Origin of the sequence: Streptomyces sp. NBC_00234 (genome assembly GCF_036195325.1) — a bacterium.
In the GTDB taxonomy this organism is placed as follows: Bacteria; Actinomycetota; Actinomycetes; order Streptomycetales; family Streptomycetaceae; genus Streptomyces.
On sequence record NZ_CP108101.1, the window covers coordinates 3441953 to 3463339 of the forward strand.

General features: G+C 70.6%; 18 protein-coding genes. 9 read left to right on the top strand and 9 right to left on the bottom strand.

Features of this window, described 5'->3' with window-relative positions; translation table 11 throughout:
- Position 1: 1 nt before the first annotated feature.
- The 4 genes from OG230_RS14895 to OG230_RS14910 all read right to left on the bottom strand — a co-directional run bounded on the left by OG230_RS14895 (position 2) and on the right by OG230_RS14910 (position 4283).
- Positions 2-1720: a class I adenylate-forming enzyme family protein gene (locus tag OG230_RS14895; RefSeq protein ID WP_328910695.1), complete on the bottom strand. Its 1719-nt coding sequence runs from the start codon at positions 1718-1720 to the stop codon at positions 2-4.
- A 40-nt stretch (positions 1721-1760) separates the two neighbouring features.
- Positions 1761-2933: an MAB_1171c family putative transporter gene (locus OG230_RS14900; RefSeq protein ID WP_328910696.1), complete on the bottom strand. Its 1173-nt coding sequence runs from the start codon at positions 2931-2933 to the stop codon at positions 1761-1763.
- Positions 2930-3493 (bottom strand): ImmA/IrrE family metallo-endopeptidase, encoded by a 564-nt coding sequence (locus OG230_RS14905; RefSeq protein ID WP_328910697.1) that lies wholly within the window; start codon positions 3491-3493, stop codon positions 2930-2932. The genes OG230_RS14900 and OG230_RS14905 overlap by 4 nt, the downstream gene beginning before the upstream one ends.
- A 352-nt stretch (positions 3494-3845) precedes the next feature.
- Complete coding sequence (locus OG230_RS14910) at positions 3846-4283, bottom strand: helix-turn-helix domain-containing protein (protein WP_328910698.1); 438 nt, start codon at positions 4281-4283, stop codon at positions 3846-3848.
- Between the two features lie 201 nt (positions 4284-4484).
- Here OG230_RS14910 and OG230_RS14915 point away from each other — a divergent pair, with 201 nt between their 5' ends.
- From OG230_RS14915 to OG230_RS14925, 3 genes are all read left to right on the top strand, one after another.
- Positions 4485-5324 carry an AfsR/SARP family transcriptional regulator gene (locus tag OG230_RS14915; RefSeq protein ID WP_328910699.1) on the top strand — a complete coding sequence of 280 codons (840 nt, stop codon included), beginning with the start codon at positions 4485-4487 and terminating at the stop codon, positions 5322-5324.
- An 87-nt stretch (positions 5325-5411) separates the two neighbouring features.
- Positions 5412-6596, top strand: a complete 1185-nt coding sequence (argJ, locus tag OG230_RS14920) for a bifunctional glutamate N-acetyltransferase/amino-acid acetyltransferase ArgJ (protein ID WP_328910700.1) — start codon at positions 5412-5414, stop codon at positions 6594-6596.
- A 302-nt stretch (positions 6597-6898) separates the two neighbouring features.
- Positions 6899-7786, top strand: coding sequence for an MBL fold metallo-hydrolase (locus OG230_RS14925; RefSeq protein WP_328910701.1), 888 nt, complete (start codon positions 6899-6901; stop codon positions 7784-7786).
- 9 nt (positions 7787-7795) lie between these two features.
- On the opposite strand, the gene OG230_RS14930 is transcribed toward OG230_RS14925, so the two are convergent.
- Complete coding sequence (locus OG230_RS14930; protein ID WP_328910702.1) at positions 7796-9445, bottom strand: penicillin-binding transpeptidase domain-containing protein; 1650 nt, start codon at positions 9443-9445, stop codon at positions 7796-7798.
- Between the two features lie 276 nt (positions 9446-9721).
- On the opposite strand from OG230_RS14930, the gene OG230_RS14935 reads away from it, so the two are divergent.
- Genes OG230_RS14935 through OG230_RS14950 form a run of 4 tightly spaced genes read left to right on the top strand, consistent with a single transcriptional unit; the run spans position 9722 to position 14890 of the window.
- Positions 9722-11014, top strand: a complete 1293-nt coding sequence (locus OG230_RS14935; protein ID WP_328910703.1) for an ATP-grasp domain-containing protein — start codon at positions 9722-9724, stop codon at positions 11012-11014.
- On the top strand, positions 11011-12159 hold the full coding sequence (locus tag OG230_RS14940; protein WP_328910704.1) for a GNAT family N-acetyltransferase: 1149 nt from the start codon (positions 11011-11013) through the stop codon (positions 12157-12159). The genes OG230_RS14935 and OG230_RS14940 overlap by 4 nt, the downstream gene beginning before the upstream one ends.
- A complete protein-coding gene (locus OG230_RS14945) occupies positions 12156-13871 on the top strand; it encodes an ABC transporter substrate-binding protein (protein WP_328910705.1) in 1716 nt (571 codons plus the stop codon). The genes OG230_RS14940 and OG230_RS14945 overlap by 4 nt, the downstream gene beginning before the upstream one ends.
- Positions 13868-14890: a GNAT family N-acetyltransferase gene (locus OG230_RS14950; RefSeq protein ID WP_328910706.1), complete on the top strand. Its 1023-nt coding sequence runs from the start codon at positions 13868-13870 to the stop codon at positions 14888-14890. The genes OG230_RS14945 and OG230_RS14950 overlap by 4 nt, the downstream gene beginning before the upstream one ends.
- On the opposite strand, the gene OG230_RS14955 is transcribed toward OG230_RS14950, so the two are convergent.
- Genes OG230_RS14955 through OG230_RS14970 form a run of 4 tightly spaced genes read right to left on the bottom strand, consistent with a single transcriptional unit; the run spans position 14842 to position 18591 of the window.
- The gene (locus tag OG230_RS14955; RefSeq protein ID WP_328910707.1) at positions 14842-15819 is read right to left on the bottom strand and encodes an EamA family transporter; all 978 of its coding nucleotides are present in this window, start codon (positions 15817-15819) and stop codon (positions 14842-14844) included. The two genes, OG230_RS14950 and OG230_RS14955, sit on opposite strands and share 49 nt — an antisense overlap.
- Positions 15816-17132, bottom strand: a complete 1317-nt coding sequence (locus OG230_RS14960) for a serine hydrolase (RefSeq protein WP_328910708.1) — start codon at positions 17130-17132, stop codon at positions 15816-15818. The genes OG230_RS14955 and OG230_RS14960 overlap by 4 nt, the downstream gene beginning before the upstream one ends.
- 17 nt (positions 17133-17149) lie before the next feature.
- The gene (locus tag OG230_RS14965) at positions 17150-17365 is read right to left on the bottom strand and encodes a ferredoxin (protein WP_443051553.1); all 216 of its coding nucleotides are present in this window, start codon (positions 17363-17365) and stop codon (positions 17150-17152) included.
- Positions 17362-18591, bottom strand: a complete 1230-nt coding sequence (locus OG230_RS14970; protein ID WP_328910709.1) for a cytochrome P450 — start codon at positions 18589-18591, stop codon at positions 17362-17364. The genes OG230_RS14965 and OG230_RS14970 overlap by 4 nt, the downstream gene beginning before the upstream one ends.
- A 240-nt stretch (positions 18592-18831) precedes the next feature.
- Here OG230_RS14970 and OG230_RS14975 point away from each other — a divergent pair, with 240 nt between their 5' ends.
- Together OG230_RS14975 and OG230_RS14980 are read left to right on the top strand one after the other, a co-directional pair.
- Positions 18832-19575, top strand: a complete 744-nt coding sequence (locus OG230_RS14975) for an SDR family oxidoreductase (protein ID WP_328910710.1) — start codon at positions 18832-18834, stop codon at positions 19573-19575.
- Positions 19576-19703: 128 nt separating this feature from the next.
- Positions 19704-21374 (top strand): ABC transporter substrate-binding protein, encoded by a 1671-nt coding sequence (locus tag OG230_RS14980; protein WP_328910711.1) that lies wholly within the window; start codon positions 19704-19706, stop codon positions 21372-21374.
- Positions 21375-21387 lie beyond the last annotated feature (13 nt).

The window sequence follows — 21387 nt, forward strand, 5'->3', positions numbered from 1 at the left end:
GTCAGTCCCCCTTCACCTGGTCACGGACCGTGCCGCGCAGCTCGCGCTTGAGGATCTTCCCGGTCGCGTTCCGGGGCAGCGGCTCCTCGCTCACGAGTACGTGCGCGGGGACCTTGAACGCGGCGAGGCTCCGGCCGACGTGCGCCCGCAGGTCCTCGACCGTGACCTCGGCGCCCGGGGTCAGCCGGACCACGGCCGCGACCTCCTCGCCCAGCACCGGATGCGGAACGCCGAGCACGGCCGCGTCCTCGACCTCGGGGTGGTCGTGCAGCACGGCCTCGACCTCGACGCAGTACACGTTCTCGCCGCCGCGGATCACCATGTCCTTGATCCGGTCGACGACGGCCACGCGGCCGTCGCGCACCACCGCGAGATCTCCCGTACGGAGCCAGCCGTCGGTGAACGCCGCGGCGGTGGCCGCCTCGTCCCGCCAGTAGCCGCGGACCAGCGACTGGCCGCGCAGCCACAGCTCCCCGACCTCGCCCTCGGGCAGCACCTCGCCCGCCGGGCCGGCGATCCGGACCTCGGTGACCGGGGTCGGACGACCGACGCTCTCGGGGTGGCGCCGGTAGTCGGCACCGAAGTTCGCCGTCACTCCGCCGCTGGTCTCGGTCAGCCCGTAGCCGTTGCGCGGCTCGATGCGCTCGCCGTGGCGGGCGGTGAGCCGTGCGACCAGATCGGGCGGGGCGGCGGCGCCGCCGGTGTTCAGCATCAGCATGCTCTCCAGGCCGTCGCCCGCGCGCTCTGCGGCGGCGAGCAGCTGGAGGGCGGTGGAGGGGACGCCCGCGTAGTGCGTGACCCGGTGGCGGCCGATCAGCCGCAGCGCCTCGTCCGCGTCCCACTTGCGCATCAGGACCATCGTGCCGCCCGCGGCCATGGTCGCGTAGAGGCTGGTGAAGGCGGCGACGTGGAAGAACGGGAACGTCATCAGCTGGACCGGGGCGGGACCCTGGCCCGGGACGACGCCCCGGCCCAGCGCCGAGACCGCGGCGTGGAAGCGCGGGTTGACGGCTGCGCCGATCTGGGCGAGCTGGGTGGCCACGGCGCCCTTCGGCCGCCCCGTGGTGCCGGAGGTGTAGATGATCGTGGCGTCGTCCTCGGGGCGGATCTCCACCTCGGGCGGTGCGGCCAGCGGGTCCGGGGCGGGCAGGTCCTCGTACCGCTCGATCCCGTCACCCGTGGGACCGCCCCCCTCCTCCGCGTGGAAGACGACCGCGCGGACCCCCGCGCGCTCCCGCCAGGCGGCCACCCTGGGCAGCCGCTCCCCGTCGACGAGCAGCACCCTCGGTTCGCAGTCGTCGAGGGCGTACGTGAACTCGTCCTCGGTCCACCAGGCGTTGAGCGGGACGGCGACGAGGCCCGCCAGCTGCGTCGCCCAGAACGCGATCTGCCATTCCGGGTGGTTGCGCATGGCGACGACGGCCCGGTCGCCCGGCCGCAGGCCGTAGGGGCCGGTCAGGCGGCAGGCCAGGGACGACGCGGCGGCGAAGAACTCCGCGTACGACCAGACGCGCTCCCCGGCGATCAGGAACGGCCGGTCGCCGAGGGCCCAGGTGGCCTCCACGAACTCCCGGAGCGTGCGGGGCCCGCCCTCGTACACGAGGGTTCCCTGCTCCCCGCGGACGACGGCGAAGGGTGCGCCGGGGGCGGTCAGGCCCGCCTCGATACGGGCCGTGGCGTCCGGGTCGGGGGTGGGTACGGGCGATTCGGTGTGCGGCACGAGCGATCTCCCTAAGCGCTTGCTCAGTAGCCCGGCGACGCTATGCCCGCAGGCGGGCGCCGTCAAGGCGCCCCGCGCCGCCCACGGGGGCCGCGAAGTGCCGGGCCAGCCTGCGCTGGAACACCAGCTCGGCCGCCAGATCGCCGGGCTCCGCCGAGAGAGGGGTCTCCACGGGCTCCGGGGGCAGCGCGTCGAGGTCCTTCGCCTCGATCGCCGCCCGGATCTGCGCCGCCTCGACCGCGGCGGCCAGCTCGTCGTCGGCCAGTCCGGCGTCCGCGCCGTCGCGCCGGAGGGCGCCGGCGAGCGCGGGGTCCATCCAGGGGCGCAGGGCCCACTGGGCGTCACGGACCTCGATCATCACCCGGTACAGCCGTGCGTTGAGACCCGCGCGGGCCTTCATCGGGATGACCACCTCGGGCGCCCGCGCCGTCACCGCGCGGTGCAGCGGCCTCAACGCGCGGAAGGCGCGACGGTGTTCGGTCCACTGCCGCACGGCCGTGATGCGCTTGCCGAGATCCGGCAGCGCCCAGCCCAGGGCCTGCATGACCCCGACCATGACCAGACTGAGCTGAGCCATCGCCTCCCACTGGTCCGACCGCACTCCCAGCGATTCCGTGAATATGCCAATGGCGTGGCACGCGGCATAAATGAGACTGAGCGGAAGGGTCAGCGCGATAAGACTCAGACCCCGGCGGAGCCAGACCGATTGCGGAATATGCGCATGACGCCGACAGGTGATGCCAATACTGGTCTGACCCACCACAAAGGCAATGAGATAGAAGGTCAGGTAGAGCGGGTTCTGCGCCGCGGCCTGCGCACTGAAGTCGGAGGGCGCCGCCGGACTCACGGGAACGGCGAAGAACAGGGTGGTCATACCCGTAAGCGTCACACCGAGACCGATAAGCGGGAAAATGGCCTTTCGGTAGGCCGTGACCCTCTCGTGGGAAAGCCGGAGCAGGACGAGCTGCTGACACACCGTCACAAGGATCACGCAGGTCTGGGTGACGAGAGCGGAGAAGTTCTCTATGCCGACGACGCGGCTCGTCTCCGACCACACCGCCGGGACCGAGACCACGCCGACCACGAACAGCAGGAAGTAGCTCTCCGCCAGGGCCAGCCGGATCGCCGAATAGCCGGCCCCCAGCACCCGGACCTTCTCGACGAAGGCCACGAGGGCGAGGGCGGCACAGATCAGGCCGAAGGTGGAGCTCATCCCCTGCCCGGCACGGCCGGGGGCTCCAGTGCCGCGAGGCGCGCGGCCAGCCGCCGGGCCTCCGGCGCCACCGGCCACACCGGGCCGGCCGTCCAGTCGCCGATCCGGCGGCCGATCAGCGAGCCGACGAGTTCCGCCTCGATCTCCGCCTCGGACTGCCCGTGCTCGCGGCCCAGCACACGGCGTACCAGGTCAGGACTGAGCGAGGGGAGCAGCAGCCCGGCGTCCTCCGCCGCCAGCGCGGGCGAGGCGGCGTGGTCGCAGACGATGTGCCCGATCTCGTGGAGGATGACCTGGCGCTGGTGCACGGGGGCGAGCCGCCGTTCGAAGACGACGTACTCACGACTCTCCGTCGACACCCACAGGCCGTGCGGACTGCCCAGCGGAAGCGTCAGGGAGACCAGCTGCACCGGCCGGCCACGCATGCGGCCGACATGCTCGCAGAGCTGATCGATCGTCAGGGTGGTGTCGACGGGCAGCCCCAGGGCCCGGACTCGCCGCTCGCAGCGGCGGTCGCGACCGCTCCTCCCTCGCCACCTGAACAGAACCGGCCACCGCACAGCGATCACCTCGACCCGTCCGCGTGGAAAACGTGTGCCCTCGCGCCGCCGCCGGAAACCCGAACCGGATTCCGGGACCGCCGAGATCCCTTCGTACACGCATGCCGAAGTTCCACGTGACCTCCAGCCCCCCTGGGGTCGATCAATGCCGACGCGGAACGCTTCCGGCGGCGGGATCCGCCCACGCTCCACAAAGATCCAAACACGTGTGCCCATGGGCGGTCTAGGGCCACTTCCGGCCACGCCAATGAGGCCCCTCGACAAGGGGCCGCATGATCAGCGACGCCCTTTCCCCTTTCCGCTGCTCGGCGGAAATTGACCGAATTCGATTTCCCCGGAGGGAACCGGGAAGTCAGGCGTCGTTCGGGGGCTGTTCTTCCGACAGCCCCTCCAACTCACGTACGCGTTCGATGACTTCGGCGATCGACTTGAGGCTCTTGACCGAGAGGCCGGCCGTCCTGAGGGCCACCTTCTGCACCTGCGCGTCCCGCAGGGCCGTGAGCAGTTCGAGGTCCGTGTCCACGGCCGCGGTCACCTGGTCGTCGAAGAAGTAGGCCGGCGGCACCCCGAAGAACTTGGCCAGTCCTTCGAGGTGGCGAAGTGTGGGGTTGTCGCGCTGCCCCTTGCGGAGCAGCCAGATGTAACTGCCCGAGATGGGCGTGCCATCGGCGGTGATGGCGCGCGCCACCTCCTCGGAGCTGTACGGGAGCCGGCCGGCGGGAACCACGTTCGTGAACAGGTGGTCCAGCTTTTCGGCCAGAGGGTTCTCCGGTCCGTCTGTGCTGTTCAAAGTTGCACCGCCTTTCGTGCGGATCACCGTACCCTCGACTCATGTTGACGTCGACGGCGGGGTACATCCACCCTCGTTGACGACACCAATCCACGCGGGTAGCATCGCGGCTTGATCGTCAACTCATGTTGGATAGGGGCACATTCACTTCTACGTCAGTCGATACACAGCCGAACGCATCATCGCGAAGGGGGAAGCTTCATGAGCGCCGTGCAGCGATTGACGGTCCAGCTCCTCGGTCCTGTGACCTTGCTGAACGCAAGCGTACCCATCCTGATCCAGGGGCAACGGCAGCTCAGATTCCTGACCTCGCTCGCCCTCAGGCCCGGACAGTTCGTCACCAAGGAAGCGATCATCCAGGACTCGTGGGACAGCGAGCCGCCGCGCACGGTGTCGGGGCAGCTCCAGACCTCGGCATGGAAGATACGGGCGGCCCTGCGGGAAGCGGGCCTCCCGAAGGACGTCCTCACCTCCAACCACCTCGGCTACCAACTGCACGTCCCCGTCGAGCGCATCGACCTGTTCCTCTTCCGGGACGCACTCCGCGACGTCCGCGCCCTGTGCACGCGCGGCGAGTACGACGCGGCCGTCGTCAAGCTCGACGCCTGTCTCTCGATGTGGAAGGGCACCGCCCTCGCCGACATCGCCTCCGGCCGGCTGCGCCTCCAGGCCGAGGGACTCGACCGGGAGCGCGCCGCCGCGATCGAACTGCGCACCCAGATCGACATCGAGATGGAGCGGTACGACGAGGCGATCGGGCAGCTGTCGGAACTCCTGGACCAGGACCCGCTGCGCGAGGACCTCTACGTCTGGCTGATGAAGGCGTACTACGGGGCGGGCCGCCCGGCGGACGCCATCCAGGTCTTCCACCGGGCCAAGGAGATGCTGCGCGAGCAGATCGGCATCAGTCCGGGCGTCAAGCTCAAGGACGCGCTCCAGGCCGTACTGCACCAGGACGAGTACTTCCTGACGAGCGCCTCCGCGTTCTCCCGGACTCCGAAAGCCTCGGCGACACACCTCCGTTCGGCCATGTCCGCATAGAAGATGTGAGGGAACGGGCTTGACTGAGCGGTGGCACCGGGACGGCGGGCAACCGCCGGCCCGGCCATGAGCGCGTACGGCCACCTCATGAAGAGAAAAGGGACACCAGCAGTGACCACACCCCAGGGCTTTCTGGTCCACACGGCTCCGGCCGGACTCTCCGACGACGGCCGCGACGACTTCACCGTCCTGGTCTCCACCGTGCCCGCCGTCTCCGCCGCGGTGTTCACCAAGTCGCGGTTCGCCGGACCCAGCGTGGTCCTGTGCCGGGACGAGACCAGGCTCGCCGCCGCTCGCGGTGTGGTCGTCCTGGCCCGCAACGCCAACGTGGCGACGGGCGCCGAGGGGGACCGCAACGCGCGCGAGGTCCGGCGCCGGACCGCCGCCATCGCCGGACTGCCGGAGGACGAGCTGCTGATCGCCTCGACCGGAGTCATCGGCAAGCAGTACCCGATGGAGGACATCCGCGCGCACCTCGACTCGCTCGCCTGGCCGCCGGAGGACCGCGGCCTGGAGCGGGCGGCCGAGGCCATCATGACGACGGACACCCACCCCAAGCTCGTCAGCGCGCGCTGCGGCGCCGCGACGGTCACCGGGATCGCGAAGGGGGTGGGGATGCTGGAGCCGGACATGGCCACGCTGCTCACGTTCTTCGCCACCGACGCGGAGCTGCCGCAGCCGCTGCTGGAGCAGATCTTCCGCCGGGTCATGGACGTCACGTTCAACGCGGTGTCCATCGACACCGACACCTCCACCAGCGACACCGCGGCGGTGTTCGCCAACGGGCTCGCGGGCCCCGTGGACGCGGCGGAGTTCGAATCCGCGCTGCACGAGGTGGCGCTGGCGCTGGTCCGGATGATCGCCAAGGACGGCGAGGGCGCCGGCAAGCTCATCGAGATCCGGGTCACCGGCGCACGGGACACCGCACAGGCCAAGCGGGTGGGCAAGACCGTGGTCAACTCGCCGCTCGTCAAGACGGCCGTGCACGGCAGCGACCCCAACTGGGGCCGCGTCGCCATGGCCATCGGCAAGTGCCAGGACGACACCGACATCGTCCCCGAGAAGGTCTCCATCGGCTTCGGCGGCACCGACGTCTACCCGGCGGGCAGCGCGGAGGACGACACCCTGGTGCGCAAGCAGATCGCCGACCACCTGCGCGGCGACGAGGTGCTGATCAGCATCGGACTGGGCATCGGCCAGGGCGAGTTCACCGTGTACGGATGCGACCTCACCCCCGGATACGTACGCCTCAACTCCGAGTACACGACCTGACCCGCACGTCCGCCCGACTCCACGGTGCCCCGCGACCCGGTACGGGCCGCGGGGCATCGCGCTGCCGGACACGGCGCCACCCCATGGCCTAAAGCCACCGACTCGCCCAGCACCGTATGTACCCTCCTGATCACACTTGGTGACATACGGAGGTTTTGCGCATGCTGCGGATGCGGCGATCAGTGCTCCAGAGGATGCTCGCGGTCGGCAGCGCCGGCTTACTGACGGCCGGGGCCGCCCCGATCCGCCCAGCGGCGGCTCCGCGGCGGCCGGATCGCGACATCGTCAGCACCCCACTGAGCATGCGCTGGCTCGGGGTGGCCGGCTGGGAGCTCGCCTTCGGTGGCCGCAGCCTGCTCTTCGACCCGTATCTGAGCCGCATGCCCTACCAGGGCGCGGACGGCGCGCTCGATCCCCGGCTCCCCCTGCGCGTGGACCGGGCGGCGGTGGCGCAGGTGGCCGCCGAGCAGCTCACGGGAGCTCCCGAGCTCGTCCTCGTCAGTCACGGCCACTTCGACCACATCGCCGACGTACCGCAGCTGCTCGCCCATCCCCAGTGGCGGCGGCGCCGCATCCGCACCCTGTGCGACGTGACCTCGCGGCATCTGCTCACCGCGCTCGGTACGCCCGCCGAGCGGGTCGCCGACATGATCCCCGTACGGGGCGGCGAGTACCTCCAGTTCGACGGCTACACCGTGCAGGTGATCCCGAGCCTGCACAGCCAGGGCGCTGACCACGGCTACTTCGCCCCGGACTCCCTCACCGCTCCGCTGACGAAGCGGCCCACGACCCTCGGCGAACTGCCCGAGGGCGGGACGCTGATGTACATGGTCAGCTTCGACGGCGGACCCTCCGTGCTGCTCTCCGGCGCCAGCAACTACATCGCCCGCGAGCTGGAGGGCCTGCGGCCGGACGTCGCCGTGATCAGCATGACCGCGCACTCCGGGGTGTACCGCTACCTGGACCGGCTGCTCGACGTGCTCGGCGATCCCCCGCTGATCATCCCCAGTCACCACGACGACATGGTCTCCGACCTCCGGGCCGGCGCCACGAACTCCCTGTGGACGGCGCCGACCGCGACCGCCGTCACCGCGCTGGGCACGGCCGCCGACGGACGTGCGGCCACGGCCAGCCGGGTGCTGACACCGCAGCCGCTCGTCCCGATGGACATCACGGCCGAGCTGCGCTGAGCCGGGGGCTCAGCCCAGGTTCCCCAGGAACTTGGCCGCGATCGGACCCGCGTCCGATCCGCCCGAACCGCCGTCCTCCAGCAGCACCGACCAGGCGAGGTTGCTCTCGCCCTGGTAGCCGATCATCCAGGCGTGGGTACGCAGCGGGGTGTCGTTGCCGAACTCCGCCGTGCCGGTCTTGGCGTGCGGCTCCCCCGCGATGCCCTGGAGCGCCTTGCCCGCGCCCCGGGTGACGGTGGCGCGCATCATCTCGCGGAGCGCGGACGTCACCCCGGGGTCGAGCCGGTCCGTGGCCTCGTACTTCTTCTTCACCGCGTCCGGAACCAGCACCGGCTGCTTGAACTCGCCGGCCTTCACCGTCGCCGCGAGCGAGGCCATCACCAGCGGCGAGGCCAGCACCCGGGCCTGGCCGATGGTCGAGGCCGCCTTGTCGTTGACGCCGTTGGCCACCGGCACACTTCCGTCGTACGTGGTGGCACCGACGTCCCACGAGCCCCCGATACCGAAGGCCCGCGACGTTTCGTTCAGCGCCGCGTTCGAAAGCTTTCCGGCCGAATTGACGAAGAAGGTATTGCAGGAGTGGGCGAAGGAGTCCCGGAAGGTCGATCCCCCGGGCAGGACGAACTGACCCTGGTTCTCGAACCGCTGGCCGTCCACATACGCGAACTTCGGGCATTCCGCCACGTCATCGGGGCGCATGCCCTGCTTCAGCAGCGCCGCCGCCGTCACGACTTTGAATGTGGAACCCGGCGGATACTGTCCGCTCAGTGCGCGATTCTGTCCGCCGGGTTTGTTGGCCGCCGCGAGGATGTTCCCGGTGGAGGGGTCGATCGCGACAATCGCCGCGCTCTTCGTGACCCCTTCCAGTGCGTCGGCCGCCGCTTCCTGGATCTTCGGATCAATGGTCGTCCGGACCGGCTCGCGTTTCCCTTCGGAGTTCTTCGTGAGCCGCTTCACGACCTGTCCGGAATTACGGTCGACGACGACCACCGACTTGGCGCCGCCGCCCCCGCCGGAGAGCTGCTTGTCGTAACGGGCCTCCAGCCCGGAGATCCCCTTGCCGGTCTTCGGGTCGACCGCTCCGACCACGGAGGAGGCACGGAGCTCGTCCCCGTTCGTGTCGAGGACGGAGGCGCGCTCCTGGGACTGGAGGGCCAGCGTCTGCCCGGCGACCATCTTCGGATGGATCATGGGCGTGTTGAACTCGACCAGCCAGGCGCCGTCCTTCTTCAGGACTTTGGCCCGGGAGTCCCAGGTGTAGTCCGCGGCACCCGGAATCTTCATCGCCACGTCGAACGGGAATTGAACTTCGCCGGAAGTCTTCTTCTCCCCGTCACCAGGAGTGATCTCCGTCTTCGAGGGTCCCAGATTCTTCGTGACGGACGTGAGGAGCGATTCCGCATTCGACGGGGTGTCCGTGAACGAAGCAGCAGCCTTCGCGTCGCCCGTCTCCCAGGCGCCGATGAACTTCTCCAGCTGGGCCGCGGCCGCGGTGACTTCGGGATCGTCCTCGCCCTCGTCGCCGGCCAGTGCGGTGTATCCCCAGTAACCGACGCCTGACACCACCGCCAGCACCAACAGGGCCACCAGCACACGGCTTCCCGTGGATCGCCGCTTTCCGTGCGGGGCAGGACTGTAGTAATCGTTCTGTCGAGCCATGCTCGAACGGTATACGCGGGTTCTCTTTACGTCCTCTCATTGCTGAAAGGTTCCGGCCACCCGCATTCCCGCATCGGCTCCTCCGCCGGATTCGCTCCCTCTTGTCCCCTCCCTCCCCGGAGAACTTGACCGAGAATCGATCGTCTCCCCCGCCTATGCGCTTCGGAGACGGCCTATGCGCACCACAGCCGCTTCATGGCCATTGCCGCGGGCGAGCCGTTGAACTGATCCCCATACCCACGCTGTGAGCGACGGCCGACGCATGGAGGCGGTTCGATGACAACACCCCTGGCTGACTACGCGCAGTTCGCGGACAAGCGGATCGCCATCGTCGAGCACATGCAGAACCACCCATTCGTCCTCGGCCTGCGCCAGGCCCGCGAGCACGGCCTGGAGGTGTGGCTGCTGACCGGTGACCGCTCCTGGTACACCCACGGCCACGACTGGGACTCCCACCCGCTCGCCCAGGTCGTCGACCGGGTGATCGACGTGGACACCACCGATCTCGACGCGGTCCTCGCCTCGGTGACCGGCGAGGACGGCAAGCCCCTGGTGGACGGGCTGACCTCGTTCTCCGACTACCACACCGTGATCGCCGCCCAGGCCGCTCAGCGGCTCGGTCTGCCGGGCCCCGACCCGGAGGCCGTCGAGACCGCCAACGTCAAGGACCGGCTGCGGGTCGCGCTCGGCGACGTACCGTTCAACATCCCTCACGTGCTGGTCAGCGACAAGGACCAGCTGGAGGCCGCGGCACGCAGGCTCGGCTTCCCGATGATCGCCAAGCCCCCTGCGGAGGCGATCAGTTACGGGGTGCGCCGCGTCGACGACATGGCCGAACTGACCGAGGCGTGGAACGAGCTCTCCGGCATACGCAAGAGCCTGCGGGGCCAGCAGCGCTCCGGGGACGTCCTGCTGGAGACGTACGTCGAGGGCGTCGAGGTCAGCGTCGAGACGATGACGGTCGACGGCCACACGCACGTCTTCGGCGTCACGTCGAAGGACCTGTTCGGCGACCCCGCGTACATCGAGTGCGGACACACCTTCCCCGTGCCGCTCTCCGACGAGTCGCGCGACGAGCTGTACTCCGTCGTCCGCAAGACCCTCGAGGCCATCGGATACCGGCACGGGCCCTGCCACACCGAGGTGCGGCACACCGAGTCGGGCTGGCGGATCATCGAGGCCAACCCCCGTACGCCGTCCAGCTGTATGACGATGCTGGTCACCGACGTCACCGGGCGCAGCCCCATCCTGGACGCCTGGCTGCTGACCATCGGAGCGACCCCGGCGATCGAGCCCGTCGTGCACTCCGGCGGCGCGGCCGTCCGCATGATCTACCCGGCGAAGCGCGGCACGCTGAAGCGCGTCGACGGCGTGGAGGCCGCCGAGGCGGTACCGGGCGTCCAGGTGCTGCTGCACGTGGAGAAGGGCGACTCGCTCCTCCAGCGCATGGACAACTCCTCCTGCGTCGGCTTCACCTACTGCAACGGCCCCGACCGGCTCGAAGCGCAGGCGCTCGCCGACAAGGCCGCCTCGTATCTCGACTTCGTCGTCGAGGAGGAGCAGGCGTGAGCCACCCGCACGACGTGCAGAACCGGGACGGGGTCCTGGCGGCCCCGGACGCCGCCGCGCTCGTGGGCATGGGGTGGAACGACCTCGCGGGCGTGGAGGACTTCTTCCAGACGCCCCGCTGGCTGGCGGTGCAGGAACGCAACTCCGGTACGACGATGGACTTCCTGGTGCAGCACCGGGACGGGGCGCCCGTCGCCGGGCTCGTCGCGGCCTGGGCGACCGACTCCGTGCCCTGGCTGCTCGCCCGGCCCGACGCGATGCTCTCCCGGGCCGCCGACGAGGACGTCCCGGACGCGGTGGGCATCCTCGCCGAGGTGGCGGACGGCGACGCGTCGTCCCTGCTGCCCTCGCTGGTGTGCGGGGGCAGGCACCTCGGACGTACCCGGATGCTGACCACCCCCGACGCCCGGCCCGAGGACCTCGCGTCGCTCCTCGATCACGCCGAAGGGCTCGCCGAGGAGCGGAAGGCGGCCTCGGTCTGCTTCCCGCACGTGGACGTCCGCGACACCGGGCTCGTCGACCTGCTGGAGAGCCGCGGCTACCGCTCGCACACCTCCGCGCACTACGCCTGGCTGCCCATTCCTCCCGGCGGCTGGGACCAGTTCCTCGCCGAGATGAGCAAGCACCGGCGTCGGCGGGTGCGGCTGGAACGCCGCGCCCTGGCCGAGGCCGGGGTGGAGGTCACCGTCGAGGCGCTGACCCAGGAACTGGTCCCGCGCCTGGGCGAGCTGGACTCCAACCTCCTGAAGAAGTACGGCAATCCGGCGAGCCCGGAGCACTCCGCCGGTCTGCTGTCCTGGATCGCCGACGTGATGGGCGACGACGTCATGGTCTCCGTGGCCCGGCAGAACGGCGTGGTCATCGGCTTCGGCATGGTCCTGCGCTCCCGGGCCCGCGGTGAGGAGCACTGGTTCGGCCACCGCGCCGGCTTCGACTACGAGGCCCAGGGCAAGCTGCCGCTCTACTACGACGTCCTCTACTACCGGGTGCTCGAAGCCGCGGCCGCGGCCGGGGTCTCCGTGCTGCACGCCGGGATCGGCAGCGTCGAGGCGAAGCTGGCGCGCGGCTGCCAGGCCAGCGAGGAGCGCTCGTACCTGCTGCGACTTCCCCGTACGGACCGAGACCGGAGGACCGCACCCCGATGAGTGCCCGGACCCAACACCCGACCGCGACGGTCCCCGGCGCCGGCTGGGACGCCGCCGTCGGCGCCATGGTGAACCCCTCGGACCGGCGCGGCGGAACGCTGCGCCTGGTGTCGTCGGCGGACGTGGACTCCCTCGACCCCGCCCGCACGTACTACGTGTGGGTGTGGCTGTTGCAGCGCATGCTCAACCGCACGCTGATGGCCTACCCCACGGACCCCGGACCCGCCGGACTCGTCCCCGTCCCGGACCTCGCCGAGGGACCCGGGCAGGCGAGCGACGGAGCCAGGACGTGGACGTACCGGCTGCGCGAGAACCTGCGGTTCGACGACGGCTCCCCGATCACCTCGGCCGACGTGCGCCACGCCGTGCAGCGGATCTTCGCGCAGGACGTGCTTCCCGGCGGACCGACGTACCTCGTGCCGCTCCTGGACGATCCGGCGCGGCCCTACCCGGGGCCGTACCGGAGCGACGAGCCCCTGGAGTCGGTGGAGACGCCCGACGCGCGCACCATCGTCTTCCGGCTGCGCAGCCCGTTCGCCGACTTCGACCATCTGATGGCCCAGCCCTGTGTCTCACCCGTGCCCCGGCACGCCGACACCGGGGCACGCTACGGGGAGGACCCCCGGTGCAGCGGTCCGTACCGGATCGAGGAGCACCGGCCGGGCGCGTATCTGCACCTGGTGCGCAACCCGTACTGGGACCGGGCCACCGACCCGGTGCGGCCCGCCCTGCCCGACCGGGTGGAGCTGACCATCGGGGTGGGTCTCGACGACCTCGACGCCCAGCTGATCGACGGGGTCTTCGACATCAACCTCGAAGGGCGCGGGCTCCAGCACGCGGCCCAGCAGCGGGTCACCGCGGACGAGGTCCTGCGCACCCACACCGACAACCCGCGCACGAGCTTCCTGCACTTCGTCTCCCTCCAGCCGCACATCCCGCCGTTCGACAACGTGCACGTGCGCCGGGCGGTGCACTACGCGGCGGACCGGCTGCTGCTCCAGGAGGCCCGCGGCGGCCCCGTCACCGGCGGTGACCTGACACCCGCGCTGTTCCCGCCGCGGCTCCCGGCCCACCAAGGGCTGGACCGCTACCCGGCCGGACCCGATCTGCGCGGCGATCTCGACAAGGCGCGGGCGGAGCTCGCGGCGGCCGGCCTGCCGGACGGGTTCGACGCGGTGATCGGCACCCAGCGCGGAAAGTTCCGGCTGGTCGCCGACGCGGTCGTCGAGTCGGTGGCCCGGGTCGGCATCCGGCTGACCGTCAAGGAACTCGACGTGGCCAGCTACTTCAGCCTGGGCGCGGGCTCGCCGGAGACCATCCGCAAGCACAACCTCGGGCTCGTCGTCACCGACTGGGGCGCGGACTTCCCGACCGAGTACGGCTTCCTCGCCCCGCTCGTCGACGGCCGCCAGATCAAGCGGAACGGCGGCAACTGGAACATCGCCGAGCTGGACGCCCCGGAGATCAACGAGCTGATCGACCGGAGCCTGCACACCACCGATCCGGCCGAACGCACCCGGCTGTGGCGGGTGGTGGAGAGACTGGTGATGGAACACGCCGTGATCCTTCCGCTGGTCCACGACAAAACCCTGTCCTTCCGCAATCCCTGGGTCACCAACGTCTACGTCCAGCCCGCCTTCGGCCTGTACGACATCCAGGCCATGGGTCTCGGCCCCACCGCCGCCCCTCTCGACCGGGAGACCACTCCATGACCGACAGCACACCGGAGCTCCGCTTCATCCCGCTGAGCGCGGACGACGACGACACGGCGGGCCAGTGGCTCGAACTGATGGCGGAGTCGGCGGACGACGTCCCCGGGTCCGCACCGCCCTGCCCCGTCGACATGATCGGCTCCCTGCGCTTCGCCCCGCCGGCCACCGCGCTGGAGGACTGGGTCGCCCTGCGCGACGGGCAGGTGGTCGGCGCGCTGCGGATCGCGCTGCCGCACGGCGCGCCGGTGGCCCGCGTGGACCAGCTCCTCGTCCACCCCAAGCTGCGCCGCCGCGGGATAGGCCGGGCGCTGTTCGGCCGGGCCCTCGAACTGGCCGCCGACCACGGGCGGACCACGCTCGCCGGCATGACCGTCGAGGCACTGGAGGGGGGCCCGGCGCGCGACGCCGCCCCGTCGGCCTTCGCCGCCGCCCTGGGCGCGTCCCGCGCCGACGGCCCGTCCGGTCTGCACCAGTGGCTCGACCTGCGCCGCCACGACCCGCTCGCCGACGGCGTGCCCGCCCTGCCCGAGGGCTACGGCCTGGTCCGCTGGGGCACCGTCACGCCCGACGCCTACGCCGTGCCGGTCTCGCTGCTGGAGCAGTCCCTCGGTGACAGCGGGGCGGAGCCCGACCCCGACCAGGAGGTCGAGACGAGCTACGCCCGCGCCTTCGAGACGATGCGGGTGGGCCGGGGACGCCGGGCGTACCACACCGGTGTCGTCCACGAGGCGAGCGGAACGCTGGCCGGCTACACCAGCGTCTCCAAGACCACCGGCAACCCCGAGTACGCGCTGCAGGGCATGACGGTGGTCCACCGGGGCCACCGCGGGCACCGGCTGGGGCTGCTCCTGAAGCTCTCGAACCTGGAGAACGTGCTGCGCCAGCAGCCCGCGGTACGGCTGCTGGAGACGGCGAACGCCGAGGACAACCACTCGATGATCGCCGTCAACAGCGCGATGGGATTCGTACCTCAGGACCGCTGGGTGTCCTGGACCGTGGCCGTCGGTTCGTCCGGCTGAGTCACGACCGCTTCCGGCTCCGGCCCCGGCTTCCCGCCGGGGCCTTTGCCGTGGGGGCGCTTCGGCAGGGTGAGCCCCATACCGGCCAGCACACCGATGACGACGATCGCGGCTCCTGCCAGGGACAGGCCGCTCGGCCGCTCGCCGAGCGCCGGCCAGGCCGCCGCGATGCCGACGACCGGCACGAGCATCGAGTACGGGGCCACGGTCCCGGCCTCGTACCGCTTCAGCAGCGCCGTCCAGATGCCCGAGCCCACCACGGAACCCGCCAGCGCGATGTAGAGCAGCGCCACCAGGCCGGGCCAGCCCTCCGCGTCGAACGCGCCGCCGAAGGCCCGCCACCCCGTGGCCGGCCCCTCCATGACGGCGGACAGCGCCAGCAGGGGCAGGGGCGGCACCACGGACATCCACAGCGCGAAGCGCAGCGGGTGCTCGGGCCTGGCCTGCCGGCTGGCGAGGTTGCCGAGGGCCCAGCCGAGCGCCGCCAGCAGGGTGAGGAAGAGCGGCAGCAGCGCCGCGGTCCTGGCCCGGTCGACGGCGATCACCGTCAGCCCCAGGACCGCCGCCGCCATGCCGGCCAGTTGCTGCCACGACAGCCGCTCGTGCAGCAGGATCGCGCCGAGCAGCACCGTCAGCGGGGCCGCGGCCTGCACCACCACGGACGCCTGGCCCGAGGGCATTCCGTTGTCGATGGCCAGGAAGAGCAGCCCGAACTGCATGGCCCCGAAGCCCAGTCCGTACCCGAGCAGCCAGCGCAGCGGCACGTTCGGACGGGGGACGAACAGGACCACGGGTACCGCGAGGACCAGGAAGCGCAGTGCGGCGAGGAAGAACGGCGGGAAGTGATCGAGCCCCACCCGCACGGCGAGGAAGTTCAGTCCCCACAGCACCGCGACGAGGACGGCCAGCAGCCGGTCCCTGGTGCTCACGGAGTGGGTTCCTTCTCGCCTTCCAGAAGCCCGGATTCGATGACCTTCGCGCCGAGTCTGCGCAGCAGCTGGCCGTCGCCGATCAGCTTCTGCTCGTCGGCGGCCTGTTGCAGCACCAGGACGTGCGGGGTGCCCCGGTGGTCCTCCAGCAGCCAGCAGAACATCATGACGCCGGGGCAGGAGCCGCCCTTGAAGACGGCCTTGGACCACTTCTTCCGGTCGACGAGGATGCCGGGGTAGGCGGTCAGGATGGCGTCGACCGTCCCGCTCGCGTCCCGGGTGCCGTCCTGGACGAGTGCTTCGAGGACCCTGAACACGTCGTACGCGCTCATGTGCCAGTCCAGGCCCAGCTGGTGGACCGTCTCGCCGAGGTCGGAGCCGCGCACGGTGAGCGGCCTCGCGACCTTGTGGAGCAGTTCGCGGCGGGCCGTCTCGTCGCCTTCGGCCCAGGCCCGGCGGAGCTCCGGGGCGCCCCAGCCGATCTCGAAGACCTCGCGGCTGGACAGGAAGGGCCGCAGCAGTGAGGGGTCGTGGTGGCCGGACGCCACCACCGCGCGCTCGACGGCCTCGCGCCCGACCTTGTCGGCGAGGAGGTCGGCGGCCGTGTTGTCGCTCATCGCGATCATCTTGTGCGCCGTCTCGCGGACCGGGACCCGCGTGCCGTCCGGCAGCTCCTGCATGTCACCGGTGGGCAGGCTGCGCAGGTCGGGCCGGGTGACGACCTCGTCGTCCCAGTCCAGCTCACCGTTGTCGATGGCGTGGATGAGGGCCCGCATGAGGTAGAGCTTGTACGCGGAGCCGGTGGGCAGCGCCCGGTGGGCCTCCTTCTCGTGCAGCACGATGTGCCGGCCCTCTTCGATGCGGACGGCGAGCACCGAGGAGGTGACTCCCTCGATCCGCAGCGCCTCGTCGAGATCGGCCCACTCACGCACCTCGGGGACGAAGATGTCCGGCTGGAGGTGCAGGATGCGGACGAGACCCGTCGAGTCGATGATCACGGTGAGGGAGAAGTCCCGGCCCGACTGGTCGGTGAGGACCAACCAGCCCTTGTGGGCGACGGGCTGATAGGTCGTCACGGTGAACGGGCCGAGCTTGCGCCACTCGTCCAGGGTCGCCGTGAAGCCCTGCGGGTACTTGTCGAGGAAGCCGGGCACCAGGGACGCGGCCATGTCCTCCTCGGAAGGGAGGTGCGGCGTCGTCAGCAGCTCCATCGCCCAGCGGCAGGGGCCGGCCAGGGGAGAGCTGTCCGCGGCGAGTTCCGTCTCGGCCGCGGTCCGGACGGCGGATGTGGTGGTACCAGGGACTTCGGTCATCGTCACTCCTTGTCCGGTCAGTTCTCGGTGACCGTGATGGCGGCGCACGGACACAGGTCCGCGCACAGCCGGGCTCCTTCGTGGAGCGCGGGCGGCGGGGTGGGGTCGAGCAGCACCACGGTGCCGGTGTCGGGGTCCTGGGCGAAGATATCGGGCTCCGTCGCCGCGCACCGGCCCATGGCGCAACAGGCGGCCGTATCGACGGTGACGGTCAGCCGGCCCGGGTCGCTCACCAGGTCACCGGGAGGCTGCCGAGGCCGTAACTCGACACCTCGTGACGGAAGTCGAGCTCCTCGAAGGGCACGGCCAGCCGCACGTCGGGCATCCAGCGCAGTACGGCGGCGAGCATCTCCTCGATCTCGGCCTTGGCGAGCCACTGCCCGAGGCACTGGTGGATGCCGTGGCCGAAGGCCAGGTGCCGGCGTGCGTCGCGGTGCGGGTCCACGGTGTCGGGGGACGGGAAGAGCTGCTCGTCGCGGTTGCCCGCGGACAGCGACAGCACGACGCCCTCGCCGGCCTTGATGACCACGTCACCGAGCCGTACGTCCTCGGTGGCCGCGCGGGCCAGTCCGTTCTGCACGATGGAGTGGAAGCGCAGGAGTTCCTCGACGGCCGCGGGAAGCAGCTCGGGGTTGTCGCGCAGCGAGGCGGCGAGGCCCTTCTCGGTGACCAGGCTCAGCAGACTGAGACCGGCCTGGCTCGTGGTCGTACCGTGTCCGGCGACCAGCAGCAGCCGGCACATCGGGACCATCTCGTCGATGTCGAGCCTGCCCTCGCGCACCTGGTCGACGACCAGCCGGCTGATCAGGTCGTCCCCGGGTTCGCGGATGCGCGACTCGACGAGCTCGCGCAGGAAGGCGTCGAGTTCGTCGCGGGCCGCCGCCACCTGCTGGGGGGTGTAGCCGCGGTCGATCAGGATGGCGCTGCGGTCCTCCATCAGGGCCCGCTCACCCGCGGGTATGCCGAACATCGCGGCGATGACGCGGGACGGCACGGGAATCGTCAGTTTTGCCACGAGATCGACCGGACGCTCACCGGTGACCACTTCGGAAAGAATTTCGTCCAGCATTTCCCGGAGCATCGGGCGCATTTCATCGGCGCGGCGCTGAAGGAATTCACGCGTGAGCATCGAACGCAGCCGCGAGTGCTCCGGATCGTCCGCGCGGATGAACGATGCGGATTTCGGCTGGGCCCGTACCAACTGCGATGTGGGCGTCATCATGGGAAATCCGGGAGCGCTGGTCACCGCGGTGAATCGGCGGTCGCCCAGCACGGCGCGGACATGAGCGTGCGCGGTCACCAGCCACACCTGGCTGCCGTCCCACAGCGTCACCTTGCTCGCCGCCGGGCCCGCCCTCAACTCGGCGAGCTGCGGGGGCGGATCGACCGGGCAGCCCCGGCGCATCGGGTAGGACGGTGCCGCCTTCCCGTCCTGGACCGCTACATCGTCTCGCATCATGTTCCGCCCATCAGTACACAAAGGTCATGCCGACGTGGGATCGCTGTCACAATCTGCCCGATATGGCGGGCGCGCGTCCCCTGCGCGCGCCCACTGCGCATAACCGGCGCGGAGTGCACATAACCCGTGGTGACAATGGGTATTCACTCGCGATGACCGGGCTGATAACGTCACCGATTCCGCGTCGATGCGCATAAGCATTTCAAGGGAACACACCGGCTCGCACACTGGGGGTTACACATGTCCGGAATTCTGCAGGGAAAGGTCGCGCTCGTCACCGGCGCAAGCTCCGGCATCGGTGAGGCCACGGCACGCGCCCTGGCCGCCGAGGGGGCCAAGGTCGCCGTCGCCGCACGCCGCACCGACCGGCTGGAGGCGCTGCGCACGGAGCTGGAGGCCGAGGGCGCCACCGTGCTCGTCCTCCCGCTCGACGTCGCCGACGAGCAGGCGGTCCACGCCGCGGTCGCCACGACCGTGGAGACGCTCGGCTCCCTCGACGTCCTCGTGAACAGCGCGGGTCTGATGCTGCTCGGCCCCGTGGAGGGCGCCGACACCACGGACTGGACCCGCATGATGGACGTCAACGTCCTCGGCCTGATGTACATGACCCACGCGGCCCTGCCGCACCTGCTCCGCAGCCGGGGCACGGTCGTGCAGATCTCCTCGGTCGCCGCGCGCGTGGTGGGCCGGGGCAGCGCCGCCTACAACGCCAGCAAGTTCGCGGTGAACGGCTTCAGCGAGGGCCTGCGCCAGGAGGTCACCGAACGCGGGGTACGCGTCGTGGTGATCGAGCCCGGCACCGTCGAGACCGAGCTGCGCGACCACATCACGCACGCCCCGTCGAAGGCCGCCATCCAGGAGCGCGTCACGAAGATCCGCCAGCTGCAGAGCGCGGACATCGCCGAGGCGGTCCGCTACGCAGTGACGGCACCGGCGCACGCGACCGTGAACGAGATCTTCATCCGCCCGACCGACCAGGCCTGAGCCGGTCACGGCACGAACGCTATGCCGACCCGTCACCCGCTATGCGCGGACCGGACGGCCGTGCCGCCGCACGAAACCCCACGCACAGGATGTACGCGGAAGAGCAACGCGAGGAAGGGTTACAGGAGATGACGACCAGTAAGCCGACGGAGACCGGCAGCGGCTTCGATGCCGGCGTGCACGGTGTGGTCCGGCCGACCACCGCGACAGGGGGCACGCTCCGACTGGTACGCACCGACGACTTCGACTCACTGGACCCGGGGAACACCTACTACGCGTACACCTGGAACTTCCTGCGGCTGATCGGCCGGACACTCGTCACGTTCGACACCGCGCCGGGCAAGGCGGGCCAGCGGCTCGTGCCCGACCTCGCCGAGTCCCTGGGCGAGTCGTCCGACGGCGGGCGCACCTGGACGTACCGGCTGCGCGCGGGACTGACCTACGAGGACGGTTCGCCCGTCACGTCCGGCGACGTCAAGTACGCGATCGCCAGGAGCAATTACGGCACCGACGTGCTCGGCGTCGGGCCCACCTACTTCCGGCAGCTGCTGGGCACCGAATACGGCGGCCCCTGGCGGGAGCCCGACGTCGACGGCCCCGTGACGCTGGAGACCCCGGACGACCGGACCCTGATCTTCCGGCTGCGTGAGCCGTTCGCGGGCATGGACCTGCTGGCGACCATGCCCAGCACGACCCCGGTCCCCCGCCACCTGGACACCGGCGCCGGATACGCCACGGGGCCGGTCGCGACCGGCCCCTACCGGGTCGCTTCGTACACCCGGGGCAAGCTGGCCGTACTGGAGCCCAACCCGCACTGGGACCGGTCCACCGACCCGGTGCGCCACCAGCGTGCCGGGCGGATCGAGGTGCATCTCGGGGTCGAGCCGCACGAGGTCGACCGGATGCTGATCTCCGGCGAGGCCCACATCGACCTGGCCGGCTTCGGCGTCCAGCCGCTGGCGCAGGAACGCATCCTGGCCGACCCGGAGCTCCGGGCCAACGCCGACAACCCGCTGACCGGGTTCACCTGGATCTACTGCCTGTCGAGCAACATCGCGCCGTTCGACAACGTGCACTGCCGCCGCGCCGTGCAGTTCGCCACGGACAAGCTCGCCATGCAGGAGGCGTACGGCGGTTCGGTCGGCGGGGACATCGCGACGACCATCCTCCCGCCCACCATCGACGGGTACGAGCCCTTCGACCGCTACCCGGTCGGGGACGAGGGCACCGGCGACCTGGAGGCCGCGCGCGCCGAACTCGCCCTGGCCGGTATGCCGAACGGCTTCAAGACGAAGATCGCCGCCCGCAAGGACCGGCTCAAGGAGTACCGGGCCGCCGAGGCGCTCTCCGCGGGTCTGGCGCGTGTCGGCATCGAGGCCGAGGTGCTGGACTTCCCCTCGGGCGACTACTTCGAGGTCTACGGGGGCTCGCCGTCCTACCTGGCCGAACACGGCATCGGGATCATCATGTTCGGCTGGGGCGCCGACTTCCCCGACGGCTACGGCTTCCTCCAGCAGATCGTCGACGGCCGGGCCATCAAGGAGCGCGGCAACCAGAACATGGGTGAGCTCGACGACCCCGAGATCAACGAGCTGCTGGACCGGGGCGCCACGTGCGCCGACCCGGCCGAGCGTGCGGAGATCTGGCAGCGCATCGACCGGCTGACGATGGAGCACGCGGTGATCGTGCCCTATCTCTACCCGCGCTCGCTGCTCTACCGGCACCCGCACGCGAAGAACGTCTTCGTCACGGGGTCGTTCGGCATGTACGACTACGCGGCGCTCGGAGCCGAGGACTGATCCGGTCCACCGG